Origin of the sequence: Maribacter sp. (assembly GCF_016744255.1) — a bacterium.
Taxonomy (GTDB): domain Bacteria; phylum Bacteroidota; class Bacteroidia; order Flavobacteriales; family Flavobacteriaceae; genus Maribacter_B.
Genome location: NZ_JADGES010000016.1, coordinates 1 through 18305, shown reverse-complemented (window position 1 = coordinate 18305; position 18305 = coordinate 1). Strand labels below are relative to the sequence as shown.

Sequence of the window (18305 nt, the reverse complement as noted above, 5' to 3'; positions counted from 1 at the left end):
AGCGAATGCGGCACATTAAAAGCTCCCGTGGGGTGGTTTAACCCTATCGTGTTCTTGTGTTTATTTCAGTTAGCAACTATTAGTTGCGTACTCGATTTTCGACTAATGCACCCCACTCGCTTTACACGGTGGCGTTAGCATTAATTACAAGCCAAGTTCGTTTTTTGAACGATCAGGTTCCATACCATCTAATGTGTCTGTAAAATAGGTTTCTAATTTGTTAGCGTATATTTCAGAGCGTTTAAGTTTAATCCGAAAGGCTTTAGCTTCTTTTTTACCTTCTTTGGTTTTTATGTGTTTTTTTAATTTATCAAATTCTTCAAGTGTAGTCATAATAGTAACTAATGCTAACAAAGCCTATAAATAAAAGCCCTGTTAAGGTTTATTGTGTGAATCGAACTTTCTGTTTTGGGCTTCAATTCATAGCCCAAGCGTTGGTGGTAATGACCTAAAGGCACGCATTGCTACACAACTAAAACCCACTTTAATTGCTCTATTCTAAGTTTTTCACTATCGATTAATTCTTTGTAAAAGACTTGGTCGGTTGTTGTTTCAGCTTTCAATTGGCTATCGAGCAATTGACTAACATTATCTTGTAGTAACTTAATTGCTTTCTTAATCTGTATTTCTGTTTTCATTTATTAAGGTTCTAATTGTTCTCGCAACGCTCATTCCCCACAACGGTCTGGGTATGGCAACGCATCGAGATAGTTATTTTTGTATTTATTAAATTAATTCAATCACTTTAGGCAACTCCACACAACAAAGTATATGTTCCATGATGCGTAGCCAATCTTCTTACTCGGTATGCTACGCATCCCAGAAGATATACCCAGACCGTTATCTACAACACTAGAATATAGCTTCGATTTGCTTTATTATATTGTTTGCTGCTCTAATATAAGTCGCTCCGTGGTCTGATGTTTGTAAATCTTTTTTAAGGTATTTGACAAGACCTATTACTCGTTCGTTCTCTACAACAAGTCTATCAATGTCAAGTGCAGGAATATCGTCAACACTTCCGTATTTTTCCAACAAAGGCTCTACTTCTTCGTTGATGTCGTAACCTTTTTCTAACAATGTTACTGCGTTTTTTAATTGGTCTTTACCTATAGAGTAGGGAAAAGGTATGTTAACTCTTCCAAGATTACTTTGTGCATTCTGTAATGCTTCTAAAATTGTTACTGCCATCTTGCTATTTATTTAAGTTATAGCGTTTAATCCTCAACGCTAAAAAAGGGTTTATTTTTTGTGTGTTTATTAATCTTATTTTTTACTCGATATTATTACTCATTTACGGCTTCAATTTTTATATCAGGCTTTACTGGGGGTGCAAAAAATAAACAGTTAAAAATTATCTCTTTTAAGAAACACCATTGCATATAACGCAATTAAAGCGATTAACATTAGAACTACTTTGTAATCTTCTACCATATTTTTAACTATTTATTTTTTCTTCCAAACCACAAGCATATTCAACAAGTTCGTTATTAGCTTCTACCAATTCATCTATCTTATCCATTAAAATATTTATGGTTTCTGCCATTTTCTTTTCATTTCTATTGTTGAAAATTCCTGTATTATAATGAAGTCTCTTGTTTATTTTATTTAGTATCATAATTTTACTATCGTAATTTTCCCTCGCTTAAAAAATAAAAGAAAAGGGTCTGTTAATAATTCAATGTTTTCGGCTTATCATAACTACTAATCATACGCTCAGCGTTACTCGGTCGCCTCTTTCATTAACTTTAGTAAATCTGTTTTTTTTACTTCTAAAGATTTAATAACCATTTCTTCTATAAAATTTAATATTTTAATTCTATTATCATTCGTCAACTCCAAACCTACATTTGTTACATTAAAATAGTTTGAGTCATTTATTCTTAAAATTCCAGTAAAGGATTTATTATTGTTTATTTTATGTAAAATATTTTCACACTCTTTTATTACTTTGCCTAATTCTCCAATTTTTAAAGCTGTATTTGTTTCCATTTTATATTTATTTAATATTGGTGTTATTTAGACTTTTGCAAAGTCACGCCCTTTTTTATATTTGGCAACACATGCCTATAATGGAATAGTCTCTAGTTTTATTTTATATTTGCTTCACGTAAATAAAATAAAATGTCAGACGAATATTCTCCTACTTACACCAATGAAGACCTTAAAGATATTATGCAGTCTAAAGGTATTCCTAGGGGTCTTTTAGAAATTAAAAATTTAAGGGCAGTAACTGATTTATGTTTAGAAACCACTAAAAAATTAAAATATCAAAATCTAACTAATCTTAGTTTACGCTGTTGCGGGGTCTTTAATAACATTTTTCATCACCAATAATTATAATAACAGTACCAAAATAGCCCTAGAAGAGTTGTAGAAACTATAAATTGAAAAAGATAGTTTAAGTAAGGTCTTTGAAACATATCGTTACGAAACAAACACCCGACTACTCTAAATAAAAAATCAATTAAAAGAATTAAAGCAACAACCAAAGAAGCGAGAAAAATTTTGAATTTTAAAATTTGGCTTAATTCTATAACTTTTAGAAGTTGGTCTGTTTCTTTTTTTAATGTCTGTTCCATGCTTAAAAAGTGTTTAGTTCTTTTCTTTATTAAAATACACTAGGTAGTAGTACATTTGTTTTTCTTCGTCCCATCCTTTTTCTATAAATTTAGAGGCAGATTCTGGGTTAATAAAATCGAGTTTTATTTTAATATTTGTATCTAACTCAATAACACTTTTTATCTTTTTTCGAGCATCGGAAACGGCCTTGTTAGATATATTAAATTCTTGCACCTGGTCTAATTTATACTTAGGTCCTTTTTCTATTTTATAGTTATTAAACTCTGGTATTAATTCTGGGTTTTACATCACTTCAATTAAGAAACTACTTTCTTGAAACTCGTCATTTTTAGCAAAGTGGTTAACAGCCCTATTCATAAAGAGTACTTCTTCTTGCTTATCCTGGAATGGACGTACTACGTCTTTTGCAAAATCTTGACATAGTTTTATGTAGTTTTTAGTATAGAAGTTTTCATCGGCTAGGGTTGTGGTTCCTAAAAAGTTTTCTAACCAATACTTGGTGTCGTACCTATTGCTGTCTATAGATAGTATTTTAAAACCTTCTTCTTGTTCGGTGTTAAATATTAGGCATCCTTTATCTAACTTGTTTACATTTATTCCCTGCTGTATAATTAAATTTATACTCTCTGGGGTTTTGTTAAACTGAAAAAAATCTTGTTTTAACTCGCTCTTAAAAATACCTATGGCATTTACCTTTTGGTTATCTAAAAGTATTCCGGTTAAATAGGCAACATACAATTCACCGCTTTTTATGTGCGGATGGGTAGACTGTTCTTGTAAATGGGTGGCTATTTTTTTAGAGTTGGCATGTATGCTACTTGGGCACTCAAAAATATCTTTTGCTATTTGGTTTAGTACATTAAATTCTAAATCTACCTCGTGCGAAAATTTATAGTAACACTCTTCTTTTTCTCTAAAAGGTTTAAAAAAGTATTCTTTTATTAACCCTTGTATTTCATCATTTAACCGTTGTGGTGCATTGCTTATAAATAGTTTTTCGCCTTTGTTTTTATTGGTTACTTTATGAATAGATAGGCTTTCTATTATTGTTGGATATAAGTTTATCATTTTAAAATTGATTTAATTTATAGGTACTCTTTTAAGTTTTCCCCTTCGCTTTTATTTAAACATGCTATTAGTGGGGTTTTCTTTATCGTAATTCATCCAAATAACTTCTTGTACTTTTTTGGTTCTTATGTTATTTTTTCTAGATTTTAATTTTACTTTCCTCCAGTCTTTATAAAGGTTATTCATTAAGCTACAATCGTAACCGCTTACCATTGCTTTACCTTTTATGTAATTTAATTTACTGGCTAGTTGTTCGTGATTTTCGTCCGTGAATTCAAATTTATAATCGTTAAAACTGGCTCTGCTTCTTTTAGAATATGGAGGGTCTACATAGAAAAGAGCTTCAGGAAAATCGAGTTTATCTATACATTTTGCATAGTCTAAATTGGTTATCTGAAAGTTATTCCGAATAACATTTGCTACATAGTAAAGTTTAGTTAATGCATTGTTCCATCTCGATACGGTTTCTCCTCTACGGCAATTAACCTGAGATTTAGCCATGTGAAAACCCTTATTGTTTCTTTGCGCTCCTAAACCAAAAAAAGATTGACGTACCCGTACATAAAACCTACGAGCTTGTTCTATTTTACAGGTAGATGGTTCCCAACAATTATGGTATTCTCTTTCTGAACATGGCGTAAAATATAATTTTTGCATGAGTGCGTCTAAATGGTCCCGTAGTACCATAAAAAAATTAGTAATATCTGTGTTTAGCTCATTAGCCGTAATTATACCATTGCCTTTAAAATTAAGAGACACGGAAAAACTACCCCCAAATAAATCAATTAGGTGAGGTACTTTTTTTGGGAACTCCGCATATATTTCTTCTAAATAAGTAAACTTACCCCCGAAGTAATTGTATGCTATTATTTTACTTGTATTGCCGCTCATTTTACAATTCTTCTGGTTCTACAACTTCAAAACCGTTAATCTCTATTTCTTTAACCCAATCTTGCATTTTGCGTACTAATAAGGGGAGCGCATGGGTTGGGGTTCTGCCTAGTAAATATTTTAAAAGAACCGTATGGTTATTATATAGATATAAATGCCTAATTGCTATTACGTCTTTTTGTACTTTTTTGTCATTTTGTATCCACTCTTTTATCCTTTTTTTACCATTATGCACGGCTATATGGTCTCTTTTTATGAATACAGATAGCTCGTTTAAATTTCCTAATTCATACTCATAAGCTAAATAAGAAAATAGGTGTCTTCCGTATACCGTGTTTCCACGGGTTCCTAGCAACATTTCTTCTACGGTTTGGTTTAAGTAAGTTGCTATTATCTGGAGTAATATTTTTGGTTCTTGCATAGTGGTTGTTTTAATTTGCTAACCCAAATGGCATGCAGGAAACAAAGGTTTTTTCTGTCTCCACAAAAATCATTTTATTGGGGTCTTGGTAGTAAATTTGTGGGTCTTCTTCTTCGATAGTATTTAGTAGAAGTTTTAATATTGGACCATTAAAACCAATATTCATAGGTTGGCCTTGCAGTTCTATTGGAATTACTTCTTTTCCTTTATTATTTAAAAAATCGTTGTCGGCAGTTATAGTAATATCTTCTTTAGCTATCTCTATGCGTATGGTTTGACTTTCCATAATGCTATAGATAGCAGATAAACGGTCTATTTTTTGTAAAAAATCTTTCTTATTAACTTTTATATGTTTATCTCTTGTAATTGTATCTAAAACGGCTCTGTAATTTACATAAGTGGCGTTCGATAGGCAGGTTGTTATATGGGTGTTACCACCTAAAATCTTTAGATTTTGATTAGAAAAGCCTAAAGTAATATCTTCTGGGTTATTCATACTAATTGACTGTCTATTTGTGCTATTAAATCTCTATATCTGGTTTGTATGTATTCATCTACAAGGGTAGTATAATTCTCTTGTAGAGCTGCTAATCCTATGAGTGCAAAATGAGGTTCTAAAGACAACTTTTTATTCTTTTTTAACTCCTTTTCTTTAGTGGTATACGTTTTTTTATTTACCTCCTTGCATAGTAACTTGTACATACTAATTGTTAGGGAATACTCTTTTAGTATGCGCTGTACTTTTGGGTTTGAAAGATGCATTACTCTTTGTTTTATGCCATATTGGTTAACGGCTTCTGCTAGTATTTTTTTATCTAAATGGCTTATTTGGGTTAACTCTATTGGTTCTAACATTATACATCCATGTTTAAAAGAGGTTGCCCATTTGGGTTACTGTAGATAATTATTTTTCGGCTGTTGGCTAGTAGTGTAGATTCTTTGGTGGTTTTTTTAAACCTCTCTAGCATTTTATAAGCAACTTCTTGTACAGATAGCTTATTATCTTTTACAAAATTGTAGCGTGCTGGGTTAGCTAATCTTCCCGTTTTTGCAGAAAATTCTTTACCCTGGTCGTTTATTAATAAAAATACTAATTTGTATTTACTGCACTTATGGCAGAAACGAGAAATATTGGTGTTGCCGCAAGGGCAACGCTTTGTTTTTTTCTTGGTAGTAGACATATGTGGTAAAGGTGTTTATCCTGGTACTATTTTTAACAACCTATTAGCGGTAACTAACAGGTTATTACGGTTTTATAAAAATACTAATTATTATGCTTTTTATGTAATTTTTCTGATAAAATTTTGTGATTTTTCTTAAAATTTTCAAATTTTTTGTTAGCAACAAATTTGTTTTTGGCTTCTATAAATAATGGTCCAGAATACTCAAACGGATAAGAGTTTTCTTTTTTTGCTGCTATATTCTTTTTGTAGGTATCTACGTTATCATTTTCTTGCTGCTTTTTTATATGCCATAAATAAATATTACGGGCTATTTCTGCTACTATAATAAATAATGCTATGCAATTAATTAATGGCCAAGGTGTGTTTAAATCATTCATTTAGTTGTAGTTTTTTAATCTTAATTTCTAATTTTAATTTTTCTATTTTCAAGGTTTCTATTTCCTTATCTCTTTTGTAATCAATATAACCTGCTATTAAAAAAGATAAAACAATTAGGCTTAATGAATTAAAAAACCACCGTTCTATTTTCTGTTGTTTTTTACTCATAATTATAGGTTTTGTACTGCTTTCTGGTTAATTAGTGGTTAAATTAAATTGTGTTTGTAGTTCTCTACATGCTTATGAAAATCTTGTTGCATTTCTCTAGGCATATTATCTCTTACATATTGGAAAAGGGTTTGGTAATCTGTTTTTCCGTTAAAGAACCGGGCAATATGGGTATTTAACTTGCGTAGGTTATTAGCGTATTCTTTACTTTTTACTGCTTTTTTGGTAGAATCGGACTTAATTTTTTCGGCAGCTTGTATTTTTTTGGCAGAGTTTTTAGCCACTTGGTTAAAATGATACCCGAATGTTCCAGGAGTATTATTTTTTGGGTTTAAGTATACATTTGGAGCCGGAACAACAAATTTTGTACGTCTGGCCACATACAGCGCACCAAAAGATTTGTCTTTTATGGCAAAAAGGATGCATTTGTAACGAAAAAGGGCTTTGTCTTTTTGTAGGTAATGACCATTTTTATTCATTAACTCAGTACTCTGTAACCATGTTTGAATAGAAGTATACCAAGCACCTGCGAAAATGGCAGAAAAATGCGCATGGTTTTTATACATTTTAGAAAACTGCTTAAATAAATCTTGGATTAACAGCTCCCTAAATTCCGACCTACTTAATAATCCATGGGTAGCCTCGTATTTTAAGGCATCACTTGGTAAAGGGTCCGCTTTCTCATATTCTTTTTGGGATAATTTTTGCGCCAGTTTATCTGGAGACTGTATTTTTTCTTGTAAAAACTCGGAATTTTCGGCGGCCTTAGTTTTTTTCTTTGTTGGGGGTGTTGGTAATTTTGCCATCTTGCCTTTTGGTGCTCCAGTAAAATTATCCGTAGGATAAGCTGTGTTCAAATTAGTTTTTTCTAATTTGTCCTTATCTAGAGATGTGAAGTTATGAACATCTCTCTTTATTATTGTTTTACTAATTGCTCTAGTAGGTGTTACTGTATCCCCTAAAACTTCTGGTTTAAAAATTTTAACTAGCTGATTATCAGTGCATGTTAATTTTTGTTCAAAATCATCGTGAACGCATAAAATTTGAGTATTTACATGGTGTTTTGTACCTCTTTGGCTGCCTCTAAATTCATTGTTTAATAGCACACCTGCTTCTATTAATCTTTCTTTATGGTTTAGGATAGTATCGGCACAATAGTTTATCATAGGAAGCCCTAGACCGTCTTTAGTGTTTTCTAAATGCTTGGTATTAATTTCCATTTTATACACCGGACGGCAATACTCTTGTTGGTTTAGTTTTTTGTTCTTACTAACCTGGAATAATTGGTGTGCATACTCCCATAACATAGTACGGAATACTTTTTCCGTGCTTTGCTTAATGGTTTGTATGCGTTTCATGGGTAGAATAGGAGAGCCGTAACGGGTATTATAGGCTTCTACCTTTTTATTGTATTCCCAAGTATTAGGGTTGGTGTTATTTTTAACGTAACCCCATTTTATAAAGTGTATATTTTCTTGCTTGGCCTTGGGTTGGTTTTCTGCCCATTCTTCAGAGGCTTGTTGTTGTTTTTTAATCTCTTTATTGGCGGCTCTAACCTTTTGGTTATAACTGTTGGTGTATAAAGTGTATGCGTGTAGGGTGAATTTTTGAGCTTCACCCGTTAAAACAGGGTGAACCGCCCAAAGGTTGTAATCTTTGTCTCCAGAATTTTGAATATGCACTTTGGCATTGAAACTCTTTTCTACTCCTGGGAAGTTTCCTATTAATTGCCCTGCGGTTTGGGTTACTTTACTTTTTCTTGCTATACTCATATAGTGGTGTTTGTGGTGTGGTGGTGTTTATCCTTGGGGTGATTATTTGTCTTTAATCTTTATCGTATTCCGCTATTCCATTATCTGTTGTTTGCAATAGTATTACTTCGTCATCGTCGTAGTTAAGTTCATCTGAATGCCCCATATGGGAGTCAATAAGCTGGGGAATTTTTAAGCAAGATATATAGCCGTCTTTCTCTTGATGTTTGTTTAACTCCATTAGGATTTCAAAATCCTGTCCACTACAATCAATTTCAAAAGAACATTGAAAGTTTTTAAAATACATTTCATCATTATCGTTCCATTGTCTTTTTCTCGTCTTTACAAAAACACTTATTCTATGGTCTTTTAATTTTTCCATTTTTTTTTCATAGTTATTTATTCTAAAGTATTAATGTCAATTGCTAAATCGTGCTTTATAAGTCCTCGAACATCAAAATGCCATTCCATAAGTTGTAGAACAATCCAATAACTAAGATTATGTACGTAAATGTATTTTCCAGAAACATAATCAACAAAACCGTTTTCTTCGGCCATTATATAGGGGGAGGTACTTTGTAGTATGCTTATTGGATGAATCTTTTTTCCATCAACCTCGAATATTTTTTTTAAATCTGATAATGGCCTTAAAATTGGTTTGTAAATAAAACTCCCCTTTTTATAGTAATTCAATACCGTTTTTACGCCTACCCAATTATTAGATGCTCCTTGCCCTAGGTTCATTATTTTAGCTGTTTTAGAAACAGAATCGTACACTTTTAGTTTATAAGGCGTGTATGGGATTAAATGTTCTGGTAGTAGTTTCATATTCCAGTAATTAATAGTTATGTATTACAATTTCAAAAATATTATGTGCTGTTTTTTTAATAGGTTGGGTTAATTGCACCTTATTAAATAGTTGTTGCAATTCGCTATTAAAACTAGTGAAAGCAGTTTCGGGGGTTACTGTTTTTACAACTAGTAAAATTGCACCCTCTACTTCCTTTGCTTTAAAAGATTGAACAAAGGAAGATTTACCAATCTCTAAAAATAATAGGTGGTGCTTTTGTGGTATGTTTAAAAGGTCGGGAGTTCGCAAACCGTTACCCTCCCTTAACCTTTGTTTTTGTTGAAAAATATTAGTAGCGTTCATCTATTTTATAGTGATTAGTTCTTGCAGACTCTTAAATTTTTGAGGCTTCCGTTGCGCCTTAACCCTTCTTAACCCATTTAGGTGGTTAACTAGTGTTTGAATAGATATTTTAGCCTCTGGGTAGTGGTTTTTCATATCTTGTAATTGCGCAATATGAGCGGAAATTTGCTCTTTTTCTTTGGTAGTACTGGTGGTAACTGACATACATTTTAATTTTAATTAAACAATAAAAAACCCCGTACCTTAATTAAAAGGTATGGGGTGCAAAACAAGTGTTAGCTTGCCTCTTGGTATTTTTGACCACTCTCTATTAACATAGGAATAGGGGTTGTCTGTTGTAATTCGGTTGCTACTTTTATTACGGAAGTAATCTCATAGCGTAATATTTTTTTACCTTTTCTAACAAAAGAAAAACGACCCTTGTTTTGATTAACCCAAACATACGTGCGCTTTACAATCGCTGCTGCCTGTGCAGAGCTTATGTAAATTTCAGCGTTTCTTATTTGGCTAAGTGGTATCACTTCTTTTTTTTCGCTATATTTACACCGCAAAGGGCTGTGGTGGCCTAGCGCAAATACTACGCTATAACCTTTACAGGTTTGTGGTGTGGTGTTTATCCTTAAAGGCAGAGGTGGTACTCTGTCTTTTTTTTGCAATATTTTCAGCTTAACTAATCCTTTAAATAGCTCGTTAAGCTTATTTTTTTCTTAACGTCTATTTTATTTGCTATTTTAGCTTTAAATAAGAATTAATGGTTTTGGCAACTTTTAATATTACTGTAAATTTATATAGTTATATTGGAATTACAAAGAATTAATCGAAAAAAAGATTCAAACACCTTCTATGGATTACAACTTACCACATAACATAAAGGTTATACTTACAATTCATAACTTAAAACAACCAGATTTTGGAAAAATGATAGGCAACTCTTCTGGTTCATCTGTTAGTAGTTGGGTTAGTGGAGTGGTTAAACCGTCTATTGAGAAAATAATGATGATTTCAGAGAAGTTTAATATTTCTTTGGATGTGTTAGTTTTTGGCGAAGTTGGAATTGAAAGTTCGCAATACGATAGTTTTATAAAGGATAATCACCCCGATTTGGTGAATGAGAAGGAATTACGAGAGTGGAAGAATAACAGCATAAAGCTAGATGATTCTATATTAGAAGATAAAGAGACGCTGGGAAGGCTAATTGTGTTTTGGCTAAAACACCACGAAAGATTAATTGCAGAAGATGAAGTTTATAGAGGTTTTGCTGACTCTATAGGTAGAGAATATCTAATTAGAAAAGAAAATGAAGCTTTAAAGAAAAAAGCTAATTTAATTTAGTTTTTCTAATTGTAATATCCCCGTAGTTTTTTGTTCTTTTTCGGAAAGAGCAATTTTATTGTCTAGTTTGTAGTCTACAGTCCTCTGCAGGACTTCTATTTCTTTAAACTTCCTGTTTCTTTCATTAACCATTTCCTTGGCTATATTGTACATGGAGTCCTTGTTAATCACTTTATGAATCTTATGATTTCTAGGGCCTTTAAAAAAAACCTGGCTAATTAACCTCTTAATCTTTGTAATCATCTATTTTTTGCGCTGTTTTTTTAACACTTTTTTCTGCTTTATCAGAACTTTGTTTTAAGAATTCTTCGTGAGCTTCGTCATATATTTTACTGCCTTCAATCTTTTCTTTATACTCTTTAAAATCGCTATTTCTAGTCATAGCGTAAGACAGTAGAGAGGTGTATTGTCCATGAAATTCTAATAGGTAATCAAAAAATGAGTTTTTTAATTCTTTTATGTTTCTAATCTCTCTAGTAATAAACAGGAGCATAGTGGTAGAAATAATTGTAGCAAAAAACGCTATTAAAATAGCAAAAATAATTTCATAGGATTTAGAAAAATATGCTGCTGAAGTAAATATCCATGAGGTAAAGAAAAACCCCACCGCCATTTGGGAACCTGCTATTAATCTAAATAATTTTTTAGAAAAACCATTTTTAGAATGAAACCTTGTACTAATCCATAATAAGGCCCCCATGCCAATCATAGATATTTCAACACCAAAATTATATAGAAAAATGGACAACCATTTAAAGCCGAAAAAATCCCCCTTTAAATCATTGCCCATGTAAAAAATATACATAAATCTGGCTGAAATAGCAATAAAAGCTATAATGCTAATTATCACTGCAACCTGTACATTGCGCTTTGTCTTTGTCTGGTGAGAGGATTGTTGGTTTTTCATTTTCTAACGGTTCTGGGGTGCAAGCTACAATTGTTGTTGTAATAGTTACAATTCCGAATACCAATAATACTACTTTTTTCATTTTAAAATAATTTTTAAGATTAATATTATCTTAAAAATACCCTAAAAGGAATAAAAAGTAAGTAAATACATGCCCGAGTTATCAAAGCTATATTTAATTACAATTTAACTGCAATTTATTGTATTCAAATTAAAAATACACCTACAAAAACCTCATAAATTGTAAGGTTCTCCTTTTTATCGGTAAAAAGATACTTATTATCGATGTAATACAAATATTATACATAAAACATGTGATTAATATATATTTGTAAGAATGATGTATTAATTTAAAATACTATGAAAAAAATTTTACTATTATTTGTTTGCGTTGTTAGCTTTTATTCTTGCGATAAGGAAGAAGAACCGCTAGATTTATTTAATGAGCCTATTGCACATGAATTTTTGCTCTATTCTGCTACTGTAAATGGAGAGGAAATTACTCCAGATACTTGTGCGCAAGGAACAAATTTAGATTTAAACTTTGCAGGTACAGGGTTTTACACTATATATGATTGGGATACTGAAAATGGTTGCCATGAAACAGGAGTAGCATCTGTAAGCTGGAGGGAGATTAGTGGCGGCAGGTATAAAATAATATCGGGATTACCTTTTTTAGGAGAGGCCATTCCGGTTAAGGAAGCTTATGCTGTAGTTAAGGGAGAAGAACTAACACTTACCTTTAATTACAAGGAGTTAGATTGTACAGTAGTTTACCGTAGAAATTAAGTTAAGGATTCTTCTGTTGTATCAATAATTTTTAAATGCGCTTTGTCTTGTACAGGGTAAGGAAAGTCATTAGCATATAGGCTAGTGGTTGTTTTGCGTTTATGACCCACAATTTGCCCTGCTATTCTCTCATCTATTAATAGTTGTTGCGCTCGGTCTATGAATGTATATCTACCAGATTTTGGCTTTAACCTAACACTTAAGCATAACCTATCACTAAAAATCTTCATGCGTTCGGAAAAATTAGTACTAAAAGTGTCGTAATTTTTTGTTTTATAAATTGGCACCAAATAGGGCTGACTTGTATAATTTTTTAAAATCTCCCAAGCCTCTGAAGGAATTATATTATTACAAGATGTTTTAGAGCGCCCTTTGTTTCTGTTAAAAACTATACGGTTATTAATAACGTGTTTATCGTATCTTAATTTTGCTAGCACCTCTGGGTCTATTCCTCCTAAATAGAACATGAGCAACCAATAATTACAGTAATTTATAAAACCACCATTACCAATACTCCTAGCTGCTTTTTTGGTGGTTGTTTTTATTACCTGGTTATACTCGTTTTTTTGTTGGTAGTATAAAGTATGGTCTTTCCTAAATTGCTTTAGTTTTTTTATGTCTTCGGTAGTGGCAACGGTATTTACTTTATCCGGGATCTCTATGTTGATTCCTTTAAATGGATTAGGGGCGTTACTTAATTTTGTCCATACCGATTTTAAACTTCTAATATAACTATCTACACCAGCTGGCTTATTTCCTTTTTTTAGTAAACTCTGTGAATATTGGAAAGAGGTTTCTTTTGTAATTTCTGTAAAATAAATGGATGGGCGGAAATTGTTAAATGAACGAACAGCAGACCAATCTGTACCTCTATATTTTTCAGGAAACAAATTCATAGCTGCGGTGTAGAATACTTTACTATCCTTTTTAAAGAGAGCTGCCTTAATTTCGTTTTTAGAAATATTTTTTAATCTAGACTCTTTTATAATATTTTTTATTCTGGATTTAATAGGGTCTAAAAAGTCGGATAAAAAATAATAATCCGGATGAGACTTTTTAGGCTCCGACAAATTATTATTCCAATGTGCTGGTTTAGAATAATACCCCGTTCGTAATGCCGTTTTCTGGAAAGAAATAACAATAGGATAACCCTCTTCTGTTTTCCCTGAACTCCTTTTGTCTAGTTTAATATTTATTTTCATCCTAAAAATAATGCGCATAAAATGCGTATTTTATTTATCAAAACTAAGGTATTTGGATAAATAATAGAATATTGCCGTAAAAAAAATAAGTGTATAAATTAAAAAAGCCCCTGCTTAAAGGGGCTTTAGGAGAGTGATCGCACCAGGATTCGAACCTGGGACCGTCTGCTTAGAAGGCAGATGCTCTATCCAGCTGAGCTATGCGACCATTCTTTAAATGGTGCGGCGAAGTTACTAAAAATATAGATTCTGAAAAGAGAAAATCATCAAATAATTTGTACTTTTTTTAAAGTGGCGATTTTATTTTCTGGAATGAATTGTTTTTTACTCATTTTCAGGTAGTTATACGGGCTGGGTAAGGTTGTCCTTTTGAACAATTTTTAGGTGTAAAAGAGTTTCATTGGTTTTTTAACTGTAATGCCTGCGTTTTTACAACTTAAGTTTGCTAATTATAGGGCTAAAACGGATAGTATTTTTAATTTTTTAAATGATTTCTTCCTATTCTCTTTAGTCTACGATCTAACAATAGGAGTTTTTTTATCGTGTTTTAATCATGTGGAGGTATAACTCGAACAAGTATTTAATATGTTTGTATTGCTAATGGTGATATTAGAAATTTTACGAATACTTAATAGCAAAGTAATTGTAACTAGTATTTGGATTAAATTGGTCTTTGGCTAGCTTTTATATTTGCATGTATGGTCTCTTATAATCATGACATTATTTTAGAATCCATTAAGCTGTTTTAAGGCTTCTTCTGCAGTTGTTACAGGAAGCTTACAAGAATTATCTCTGCATACATAAATATAGGTGCCATCGGAAACATATCTTCCTTCAAATAGCGGTAAACTACTTTCTGTACTACTTCCTGTTATGAGTGTATTAGGAATGTATTTACGATGTAATTCTTGGGTTAAGGATTGTGCTTTTGCTCCAACGACCGCTATTTCATAATAAGTGTAGGTAGTATGTAGAAAAACAGAATTCCACTTGGCATAACTAGAGGCATTGGGGGTAATCATTGGTAGCATAGCAGATAACATAGATTTGGATTTATCTAGAAACGTTTTGTCATAATTTAAATGACCTAGCCTAAGAAGGTTGTACGCCATTACAGCATTAGGAGAAGGAATTACTCCATCATTCGTTTTTATAATTTGAGCAATTAAATCTTTGTTTTCATTAAAACGATACATACCAGATGCTTCATCATTAAAACGTACCATAGCTTTTGTATTAAGACTATTAGCTAAGTCTAAATATTTAGTATCTAAAGAAGCACTATATAAGTTTAAAGAAGCATCAACTAAAAAAGTGTAATCTTCTAAAAAGCCCTTATATTGTTTAGAGTTTGTTTTATAGGAATGCCTTAATTCATTTTCTTTAAGGCTATATTTTTTTATGCTATTTAATGTGTTTGTGGCCATATCTAAAAAAGAGGTGTCGCCAAAGGCATTGTATGCATCAATAAACCCAGATATTAATAAAGCGTTCCAAGATGTAATTATTTTGTCATCTAATCTTGGTGCAATTCTTTTTGTTCTTTCTGTTAAAAGAAGATTCTGCCATTTGTCTTTAGAAATTTGTAGGTTACTATTTGTAATTTTGTTTGTAGTACAAAATTCTGCATCTGTAATATCTCTATGTAAAACATAATTTTTATGCTCCCAGATATTTTTTGGTTGAATACTGAAGTAAGATTGAAATACATCAAATTCAGAGCCCAATATATTTTCTAATTCTTCTTTTTTCCAGACATAATATTTCCCTTCTTCTCCTTCACTATCAGCATCTATGGCAGCATAATAAGCGCCACTAGGATTTTTCATGTCGCGTTCTAAGAATTCTATTGTCTTGTATACAACTTCTTTGTAAATAGGTTCTCTATATGCGCCATAAGCTTTAGAGAAAACACTTAATAGCTGGGCGTTATCATATAGCATTTTTTCAAAATGGGGAACTTTCCAATTAGGATCCGTACTATATCTATAAAATCCGCCGCCAACAAAATCATATATTCCACCAAAAGCAATCTTGTTTAAAGTGTTTTTTATATGATTTTCAGCTTCCTTGTCTCCTGTTAAGATGGCATAATCTAGTAAAAAATTAAGATTACTTGGTAACATAAATTTTTGTTGCCCTTGGTCGCCCCCTTTTTTTGTATCCCATAATTTTTTCCAATTTTCTACACTTTTATTTACGACCTCTTTTGTTAGAGATTTATAATTGGTAGAAGGGGTTATAAGGTTAGCCTCTTGAATACCTTGCGAAACCATATCGGCATATTCATTAGCTTTTTTTGGGTCGTCTTTGTAAAGAGAACTTACTTTTTCTAAAACTTTAATCCACTGTTCTTTGCTATGGTAAGTTCCTCCATAAATAGGTTTTCCATTGGGTAAAGTAATAACATTTAATGGCCATCCTCCATTGCCTTTTATAAGTTGTAATGCGGTCATATATACTTGATCCACATCTGGTCTTTCTTCTCTATCAACTTTAATGTTTACAAAATTGGCATTCATAATTTTAGCAACTTCTTCATCTTCAAAAGATTCTTTTTCCATTACATGGCACCAATGACAAGAAGAATACCCTATACTAACAAGGACTAATTTATTTTCTTTTTTTGCATTTTCAAGTGCAGTGTTACTCCAGGCATTCCAATTTACGGGGTTGTGCGCATGTTGTAGCAAGTATGGACTTGTTTCGCCAATTAAAGAGTTGGTAAATTTATGTTCTTTTTTTTGTGCTTTTGTATTGTTACAGGATAATATGGTTACAACTAAAAAGCTAAAAAAAATGATTTTCACTAAGGATTTGTTAGGCATAGAGTATGTGTAAATAAGAGACTAAAATACAATATAATTATCTAAGTAATGTTTTAAGATAGAATATGGTTAAGGCGTTAATGAGCAATGTTATTAAACAATGTAGCTTTTTTTTCTTGTAAAATATATCCTTTTTTCCGCAGAATTAAGTTGGCGCGACTAAAGTTAAATCTTTTTAATAGAGCCTTTGGAAGGTTATAATAGGGAGCAATAATTTAAAAATCAAATAAGGGTTAAAAAATAGAAATAGTAATATGATGAAAAATTTACCAATTCATATAACAATATAAACTCAGAGCGTTATATTAAGAACCCTGAATCGCTAGATTTAGGCCAAAAAATTATATCCGGAAGCATTAAAATGATTGATGAGTTGAGTTTTTAGAGTTTTCCATTCTATACAACATCAAAGAGTTTTTAACTCTTAAAGCATTGTCCTCCATAAAGCAAGGAAAAATAAAAACACTTTTGTTGGTGTGGTAAATCATTACTGTAATAAACAAGAGGTATAATTGAATTAATAATTACTTAACGAAGAAATTAGTATTCCGTTAATCTCTTTTTCTAATTTTCGCAAAAATTCTATTAAAGTGAAATTAAGTGATGTAAGCGACGCTAAACTATTAATATTGATAAAAAATAGAAATGAGTTAGCTTTTAATAGGCTATATGATAGGTATTGGAGAAGACTTTTTTCTTATACCTTAAATATTCTTAATGATAAAGGGTTAGCAGAAGATGTAGTACATGATATATTTACTAATATCTGGATTAAAAGAGAGTCTTTAGATATCACCTCTTTTGAAAATTATTTATTCGTTTCAGCAAAAAACAAATCAATTTCTCTATTTAGAAAGGTGCAATTTACAGAGTTAGATGAAGATATTTTAACCAACCTATCGTATACTCCCGAGATAGATAATATTATAAATGGGAGAGATCTAAAGTATACTATAGAAAATGCAGTTAAAGATCTTCCAAGTAGATGTAGAGATATATTTTATATGAGTCGTTATGATGATTATTCTAACGCAGAAATTGCGGATTACTTTAAAATTTCGCAAAGAACAGTAGAAAATCAACTTTACTTAGCTTTAAAGCATTTAAGGGCCGTAATCAATAAGACTATCAATATTTTACTATTCCTTTCCTTTTTTAAATAGATTACCTCTTTGTTTCCTCAATGTTATCTGTTGGTTAAATAAGCCTTTTTTCAATTTTTTCTATGTGAGAAATCTAATAGGCTTGCGTCTTTCTATTGTAAAAAGATATTATGACTAAAAAGGAATTTTTAGAACTAGCAAAAAAGTACCAGCAAGGAGAATGTTCTGAAAGAGAACAAAAAATATTATTCTCTTTTTGCGATAAAGCACAGTTTAAAGATTTATTAAGCTCTTGGAGTGTTTCTAAAGAAGAACAAACTAGAATAGATGTTTTAAGAAGAATAAGATTAACAATAAGGTCTTCTGAAAAACAAAGTACAAGAAAGTCTAATTATTCAAGAAAAAGAGCTTTTGCAGCGGTTGTTATAGGACTTATAGTAACTAGTTGTTTTTACATGCAATATTCTTCAAACACAAAAACAGTACGACCTATAAACGCAATAACCTTAGAGTTAGAAGACGGATCAATAGAGATTATTAATGAGAA

Annotated in this window: 28 protein-coding genes, 1 tRNA gene and 1 pseudogene; 5 read left to right on the top strand and 25 right to left on the bottom strand. The window is 31.5% G+C overall.

The window, feature by feature from the left end; genetic code table 11:
- Positions 1 to 144 precede the first annotated feature (144 nt).
- From QZZ51_RS04605 to QZZ51_RS04585, 5 genes are all read right to left on the bottom strand, one after another.
- Positions 145 to 333 carry a hypothetical protein gene (locus QZZ51_RS04605; protein ID WP_291866599.1) on the bottom strand — a complete coding sequence of 63 codons (189 nt, stop codon included), beginning with the start codon at positions 331 to 333 and terminating at the stop codon, positions 145 to 147.
- A gap of 131 nt (positions 334 to 464) precedes the next feature.
- The gene (locus QZZ51_RS04600) at positions 465 to 638 is read right to left on the bottom strand and encodes a hypothetical protein (protein ID WP_291866596.1); all 174 of its coding nucleotides are present in this window, start codon (positions 636 to 638) and stop codon (positions 465 to 467) included.
- A 214-nt stretch (positions 639 to 852) separates the two neighbouring features.
- Positions 853 to 1191, bottom strand: coding sequence for a hypothetical protein (locus tag QZZ51_RS04595; protein WP_291866593.1), 339 nt, complete (start codon positions 1189 to 1191; stop codon positions 853 to 855).
- A 247-nt stretch (positions 1192 to 1438) separates the two neighbouring features.
- A complete protein-coding gene (locus tag QZZ51_RS04590) occupies positions 1439 to 1618 on the bottom strand; it encodes a hypothetical protein (RefSeq protein ID WP_291866590.1) in 180 nt (59 codons plus the stop codon).
- A 104-nt stretch (positions 1619 to 1722) separates the two neighbouring features.
- A complete protein-coding gene (locus tag QZZ51_RS04585; RefSeq protein ID WP_291866587.1) occupies positions 1723 to 1992 on the bottom strand; it encodes a hypothetical protein in 270 nt (89 codons plus the stop codon).
- Positions 1993 to 2124: 132 nt separating this feature from the next.
- Between QZZ51_RS04585 and QZZ51_RS04580 the strand changes: the two genes are divergently transcribed.
- Positions 2125 to 2337: a hypothetical protein gene (locus QZZ51_RS04580; protein ID WP_291866585.1), complete on the top strand. Its 213-nt coding sequence runs from the start codon at positions 2125 to 2127 to the stop codon at positions 2335 to 2337.
- 258 nt (positions 2338 to 2595) lie between these two features.
- On the opposite strand, the pseudogene QZZ51_RS04575 reads toward QZZ51_RS04580, so the two are convergent.
- From QZZ51_RS04575 to QZZ51_RS04510, 14 genes and pseudogenes are all read right to left on the bottom strand, one after another.
- Positions 2596 to 3651: pseudogene (locus tag QZZ51_RS04575) on the bottom strand (nucleoid-associated protein).
- 51 nt (positions 3652 to 3702) lie between these two features.
- Positions 3703 to 4542 carry a DNA adenine methylase gene (locus QZZ51_RS04570; RefSeq protein ID WP_291866583.1) on the bottom strand — a complete coding sequence of 280 codons (840 nt, stop codon included), beginning with the start codon at positions 4540 to 4542 and terminating at the stop codon, positions 3703 to 3705.
- Position 4543: 1 nt separating this feature from the next.
- Entirely contained in the window at positions 4544 to 4963 is a 420-nt protein-coding gene (locus QZZ51_RS04565; protein ID WP_291866580.1) for a hypothetical protein, read from the bottom strand.
- Positions 4964 to 4973: 10 nt separating this feature from the next.
- Positions 4974 to 5459: a hypothetical protein gene (locus QZZ51_RS04560; RefSeq protein ID WP_291866577.1), complete on the bottom strand. Its 486-nt coding sequence runs from the start codon at positions 5457 to 5459 to the stop codon at positions 4974 to 4976.
- Positions 5456 to 5818: a hypothetical protein gene (locus QZZ51_RS04555; RefSeq protein WP_291866574.1), complete on the bottom strand. Its 363-nt coding sequence runs from the start codon at positions 5816 to 5818 to the stop codon at positions 5456 to 5458. Before QZZ51_RS04555 ends, QZZ51_RS04560 begins: the two co-directional genes overlap by 4 nt.
- A complete protein-coding gene (locus QZZ51_RS04550; RefSeq protein ID WP_291866570.1) occupies positions 5818 to 6144 on the bottom strand; it encodes a hypothetical protein in 327 nt (108 codons plus the stop codon). The genes QZZ51_RS04555 and QZZ51_RS04550 overlap by 1 nt, the downstream gene beginning before the upstream one ends.
- Positions 6145 to 6227: 83 nt before the next feature.
- Complete coding sequence (locus tag QZZ51_RS04545; RefSeq protein WP_291866568.1) at positions 6228 to 6524, bottom strand: hypothetical protein; 297 nt, start codon at positions 6522 to 6524, stop codon at positions 6228 to 6230.
- The gene (locus tag QZZ51_RS04540) at positions 6517 to 6693 is read right to left on the bottom strand and encodes a hypothetical protein (protein ID WP_291866565.1); all 177 of its coding nucleotides are present in this window, start codon (positions 6691 to 6693) and stop codon (positions 6517 to 6519) included. Before QZZ51_RS04540 ends, QZZ51_RS04545 begins: the two co-directional genes overlap by 8 nt.
- 38 nt (positions 6694 to 6731) lie before the next feature.
- Positions 6732 to 8465 carry a hypothetical protein gene (locus QZZ51_RS04535; protein ID WP_291866562.1) on the bottom strand — a complete coding sequence of 578 codons (1734 nt, stop codon included), beginning with the start codon at positions 8463 to 8465 and terminating at the stop codon, positions 6732 to 6734.
- A 52-nt stretch (positions 8466 to 8517) separates the two neighbouring features.
- A complete protein-coding gene (locus QZZ51_RS04530) occupies positions 8518 to 8826 on the bottom strand; it encodes a hypothetical protein (RefSeq protein ID WP_291866559.1) in 309 nt (102 codons plus the stop codon).
- Between the two features lie 17 nt (positions 8827 to 8843).
- On the bottom strand, positions 8844 to 9272 hold the full coding sequence (locus tag QZZ51_RS04525) for a hypothetical protein (protein ID WP_291866555.1): 429 nt from the start codon (positions 9270 to 9272) through the stop codon (positions 8844 to 8846).
- Positions 9273 to 9282: 10 nt separating this feature from the next.
- On the bottom strand, positions 9283 to 9597 hold the full coding sequence (locus QZZ51_RS04520) for a hypothetical protein (protein WP_291866552.1): 315 nt from the start codon (positions 9595 to 9597) through the stop codon (positions 9283 to 9285).
- A complete protein-coding gene (locus tag QZZ51_RS04515) occupies positions 9598 to 9801 on the bottom strand; it encodes a hypothetical protein (RefSeq protein ID WP_291866549.1) in 204 nt (67 codons plus the stop codon).
- Positions 9802 to 9872: 71 nt separating this feature from the next.
- Positions 9873 to 10118, bottom strand: coding sequence for a hypothetical protein (locus QZZ51_RS04510; protein WP_291866546.1), 246 nt, complete (start codon positions 10116 to 10118; stop codon positions 9873 to 9875).
- A gap of 322 nt (positions 10119 to 10440) precedes the next feature.
- Between QZZ51_RS04510 and QZZ51_RS04505 the strand changes: the two genes are divergently transcribed.
- On the top strand, positions 10441 to 10929 hold the full coding sequence (locus tag QZZ51_RS04505) for a helix-turn-helix domain-containing protein (protein WP_291866543.1): 489 nt from the start codon (positions 10441 to 10443) through the stop codon (positions 10927 to 10929).
- Here QZZ51_RS04505 and QZZ51_RS04500 read toward each other — a convergent pair.
- The 3 genes from QZZ51_RS04500 to QZZ51_RS04490 are packed head-to-tail and all read right to left on the bottom strand — an operon-like array spanning position 10921 to position 11918.
- Positions 10921 to 11172 (bottom strand): hypothetical protein, encoded by a 252-nt coding sequence (locus tag QZZ51_RS04500; protein WP_291866538.1) that lies wholly within the window; start codon positions 11170 to 11172, stop codon positions 10921 to 10923. The genes QZZ51_RS04505 and QZZ51_RS04500 overlap by 9 nt on opposite strands.
- Positions 11156 to 11734, bottom strand: a complete 579-nt coding sequence (locus QZZ51_RS04495; protein WP_291866537.1) for a hypothetical protein — start codon at positions 11732 to 11734, stop codon at positions 11156 to 11158. Before QZZ51_RS04495 ends, QZZ51_RS04500 begins: the two co-directional genes overlap by 17 nt.
- A 34-nt stretch (positions 11735 to 11768) precedes the next feature.
- Positions 11769 to 11918, bottom strand: a complete 150-nt coding sequence (locus tag QZZ51_RS04490) for a hypothetical protein (RefSeq protein ID WP_291866535.1) — start codon at positions 11916 to 11918, stop codon at positions 11769 to 11771.
- 278 nt (positions 11919 to 12196) lie between these two features.
- Between QZZ51_RS04490 and QZZ51_RS04485 the strand changes: the two genes are divergently transcribed.
- Entirely contained in the window at positions 12197 to 12625 is a 429-nt protein-coding gene (locus QZZ51_RS04485; RefSeq protein WP_291866532.1) for a hypothetical protein, read from the top strand.
- Here QZZ51_RS04485 and QZZ51_RS04480 read toward each other — a convergent pair.
- The 3 genes from QZZ51_RS04480 to QZZ51_RS04470 form a co-directional block, all read right to left on the bottom strand.
- The gene (locus tag QZZ51_RS04480) at positions 12622 to 13845 is read right to left on the bottom strand and encodes a hypothetical protein (RefSeq protein ID WP_291866531.1); all 1224 of its coding nucleotides are present in this window, start codon (positions 13843 to 13845) and stop codon (positions 12622 to 12624) included. The two genes, QZZ51_RS04485 and QZZ51_RS04480, sit on opposite strands and share 4 nt — an antisense overlap.
- Positions 13846 to 13961: 116 nt before the next feature.
- Positions 13962 to 14035, bottom strand: a tRNA-Arg gene (locus QZZ51_RS04475).
- 517 nt (positions 14036 to 14552) lie between these two features.
- Positions 14553 to 16637, bottom strand: a complete 2085-nt coding sequence (locus QZZ51_RS04470; RefSeq protein WP_291866530.1) for a thioredoxin domain-containing protein — start codon at positions 16635 to 16637, stop codon at positions 14553 to 14555.
- 608 nt (positions 16638 to 17245) lie between these two features.
- Between QZZ51_RS04470 and QZZ51_RS04465 the strand changes: the two genes are divergently transcribed.
- Both QZZ51_RS04465 and QZZ51_RS04460 read left to right on the top strand, forming a co-directional pair.
- Positions 17246 to 17818 carry an RNA polymerase sigma-70 factor gene (locus QZZ51_RS04465; protein WP_291866528.1) on the top strand — a complete coding sequence of 191 codons (573 nt, stop codon included), beginning with the start codon at positions 17246 to 17248 and terminating at the stop codon, positions 17816 to 17818.
- Positions 17819 to 17928: 110 nt separating this feature from the next.
- A partial coding sequence (locus QZZ51_RS04460; protein WP_291866525.1) for a hypothetical protein occupies positions 17929 to 18305 on the top strand: 377 nt, incomplete at its 3' end.

Coding starts and splice junctions, on each gene's coding strand:
- QZZ51_RS04605 (WP_291866599.1), bottom strand. CDS start 333: ATGACTACACTTGAAGAATTTGATAAATTAAAAAAACACATAAAAACC.
- QZZ51_RS04600 (WP_291866596.1), bottom strand. CDS start 638: ATGAAAACAGAAATACAGATTAAGAAAGCAATTAAGTTACTACAAGAT.
- QZZ51_RS04595 (WP_291866593.1), bottom strand. CDS start 1,191: ATGGCAGTAACAATTTTAGAAGCATTACAGAATGCACAAAGTAATCTT.
- QZZ51_RS04590 (WP_291866590.1), bottom strand. CDS start 1,618: ATGATACTAAATAAAATAAACAAGAGACTTCATTATAATACAGGAATT.
- QZZ51_RS04585 (WP_291866587.1), bottom strand. CDS start 1,992: ATGGAAACAAATACAGCTTTAAAAATTGGAGAATTAGGCAAAGTAATA.
- QZZ51_RS04580 (WP_291866585.1), top strand. CDS start 2,125: ATGTCAGACGAATATTCTCCTACTTACACCAATGAAGACCTTAAAGAT.
- QZZ51_RS04570 (WP_291866583.1), bottom strand. CDS start 4,542: ATGAGCGGCAATACAAGTAAAATAATAGCATACAATTACTTCGGGGGT.
- QZZ51_RS04565 (WP_291866580.1), bottom strand. CDS start 4,963: ATGCAAGAACCAAAAATATTACTCCAGATAATAGCAACTTACTTAAAC.
- QZZ51_RS04560 (WP_291866577.1), bottom strand. CDS start 5,459: ATGAATAACCCAGAAGATATTACTTTAGGCTTTTCTAATCAAAATCTA.
- QZZ51_RS04555 (WP_291866574.1), bottom strand. CDS start 5,818: ATGTTAGAACCAATAGAGTTAACCCAAATAAGCCATTTAGATAAAAAA.
- QZZ51_RS04550 (WP_291866570.1), bottom strand. CDS start 6,144: ATGTCTACTACCAAGAAAAAAACAAAGCGTTGCCCTTGCGGCAACACC.
- QZZ51_RS04545 (WP_291866568.1), bottom strand. CDS start 6,524: ATGAATGATTTAAACACACCTTGGCCATTAATTAATTGCATAGCATTA.
- QZZ51_RS04540 (WP_291866565.1), bottom strand. CDS start 6,693: ATGAGTAAAAAACAACAGAAAATAGAACGGTGGTTTTTTAATTCATTA.
- QZZ51_RS04535 (WP_291866562.1), bottom strand. CDS start 8,465: ATGAGTATAGCAAGAAAAAGTAAAGTAACCCAAACCGCAGGGCAATTA.
- QZZ51_RS04530 (WP_291866559.1), bottom strand. CDS start 8,826: ATGGAAAAATTAAAAGACCATAGAATAAGTGTTTTTGTAAAGACGAGA.
- QZZ51_RS04525 (WP_291866555.1), bottom strand. CDS start 9,272: ATGAAACTACTACCAGAACATTTAATCCCATACACGCCTTATAAACTA.
- QZZ51_RS04520 (WP_291866552.1), bottom strand. CDS start 9,597: ATGAACGCTACTAATATTTTTCAACAAAAACAAAGGTTAAGGGAGGGT.
- QZZ51_RS04515 (WP_291866549.1), bottom strand. CDS start 9,801: ATGTCAGTTACCACCAGTACTACCAAAGAAAAAGAGCAAATTTCCGCT.
- QZZ51_RS04505 (WP_291866543.1), top strand. CDS start 10,441: ATGGATTACAACTTACCACATAACATAAAGGTTATACTTACAATTCAT.
- QZZ51_RS04500 (WP_291866538.1), bottom strand. CDS start 11,172: ATGATTACAAAGATTAAGAGGTTAATTAGCCAGGTTTTTTTTAAAGGC.
- QZZ51_RS04495 (WP_291866537.1), bottom strand. CDS start 11,734: ATGTATATTTTTTACATGGGCAATGATTTAAAGGGGGATTTTTTCGGC.
- QZZ51_RS04490 (WP_291866535.1), bottom strand. CDS start 11,918: ATGAAAAAAGTAGTATTATTGGTATTCGGAATTGTAACTATTACAACA.
- QZZ51_RS04485 (WP_291866532.1), top strand. CDS start 12,197: ATGAAAAAAATTTTACTATTATTTGTTTGCGTTGTTAGCTTTTATTCT.
- QZZ51_RS04480 (WP_291866531.1), bottom strand. CDS start 13,845: ATGCGCATTATTTTTAGGATGAAAATAAATATTAAACTAGACAAAAGG.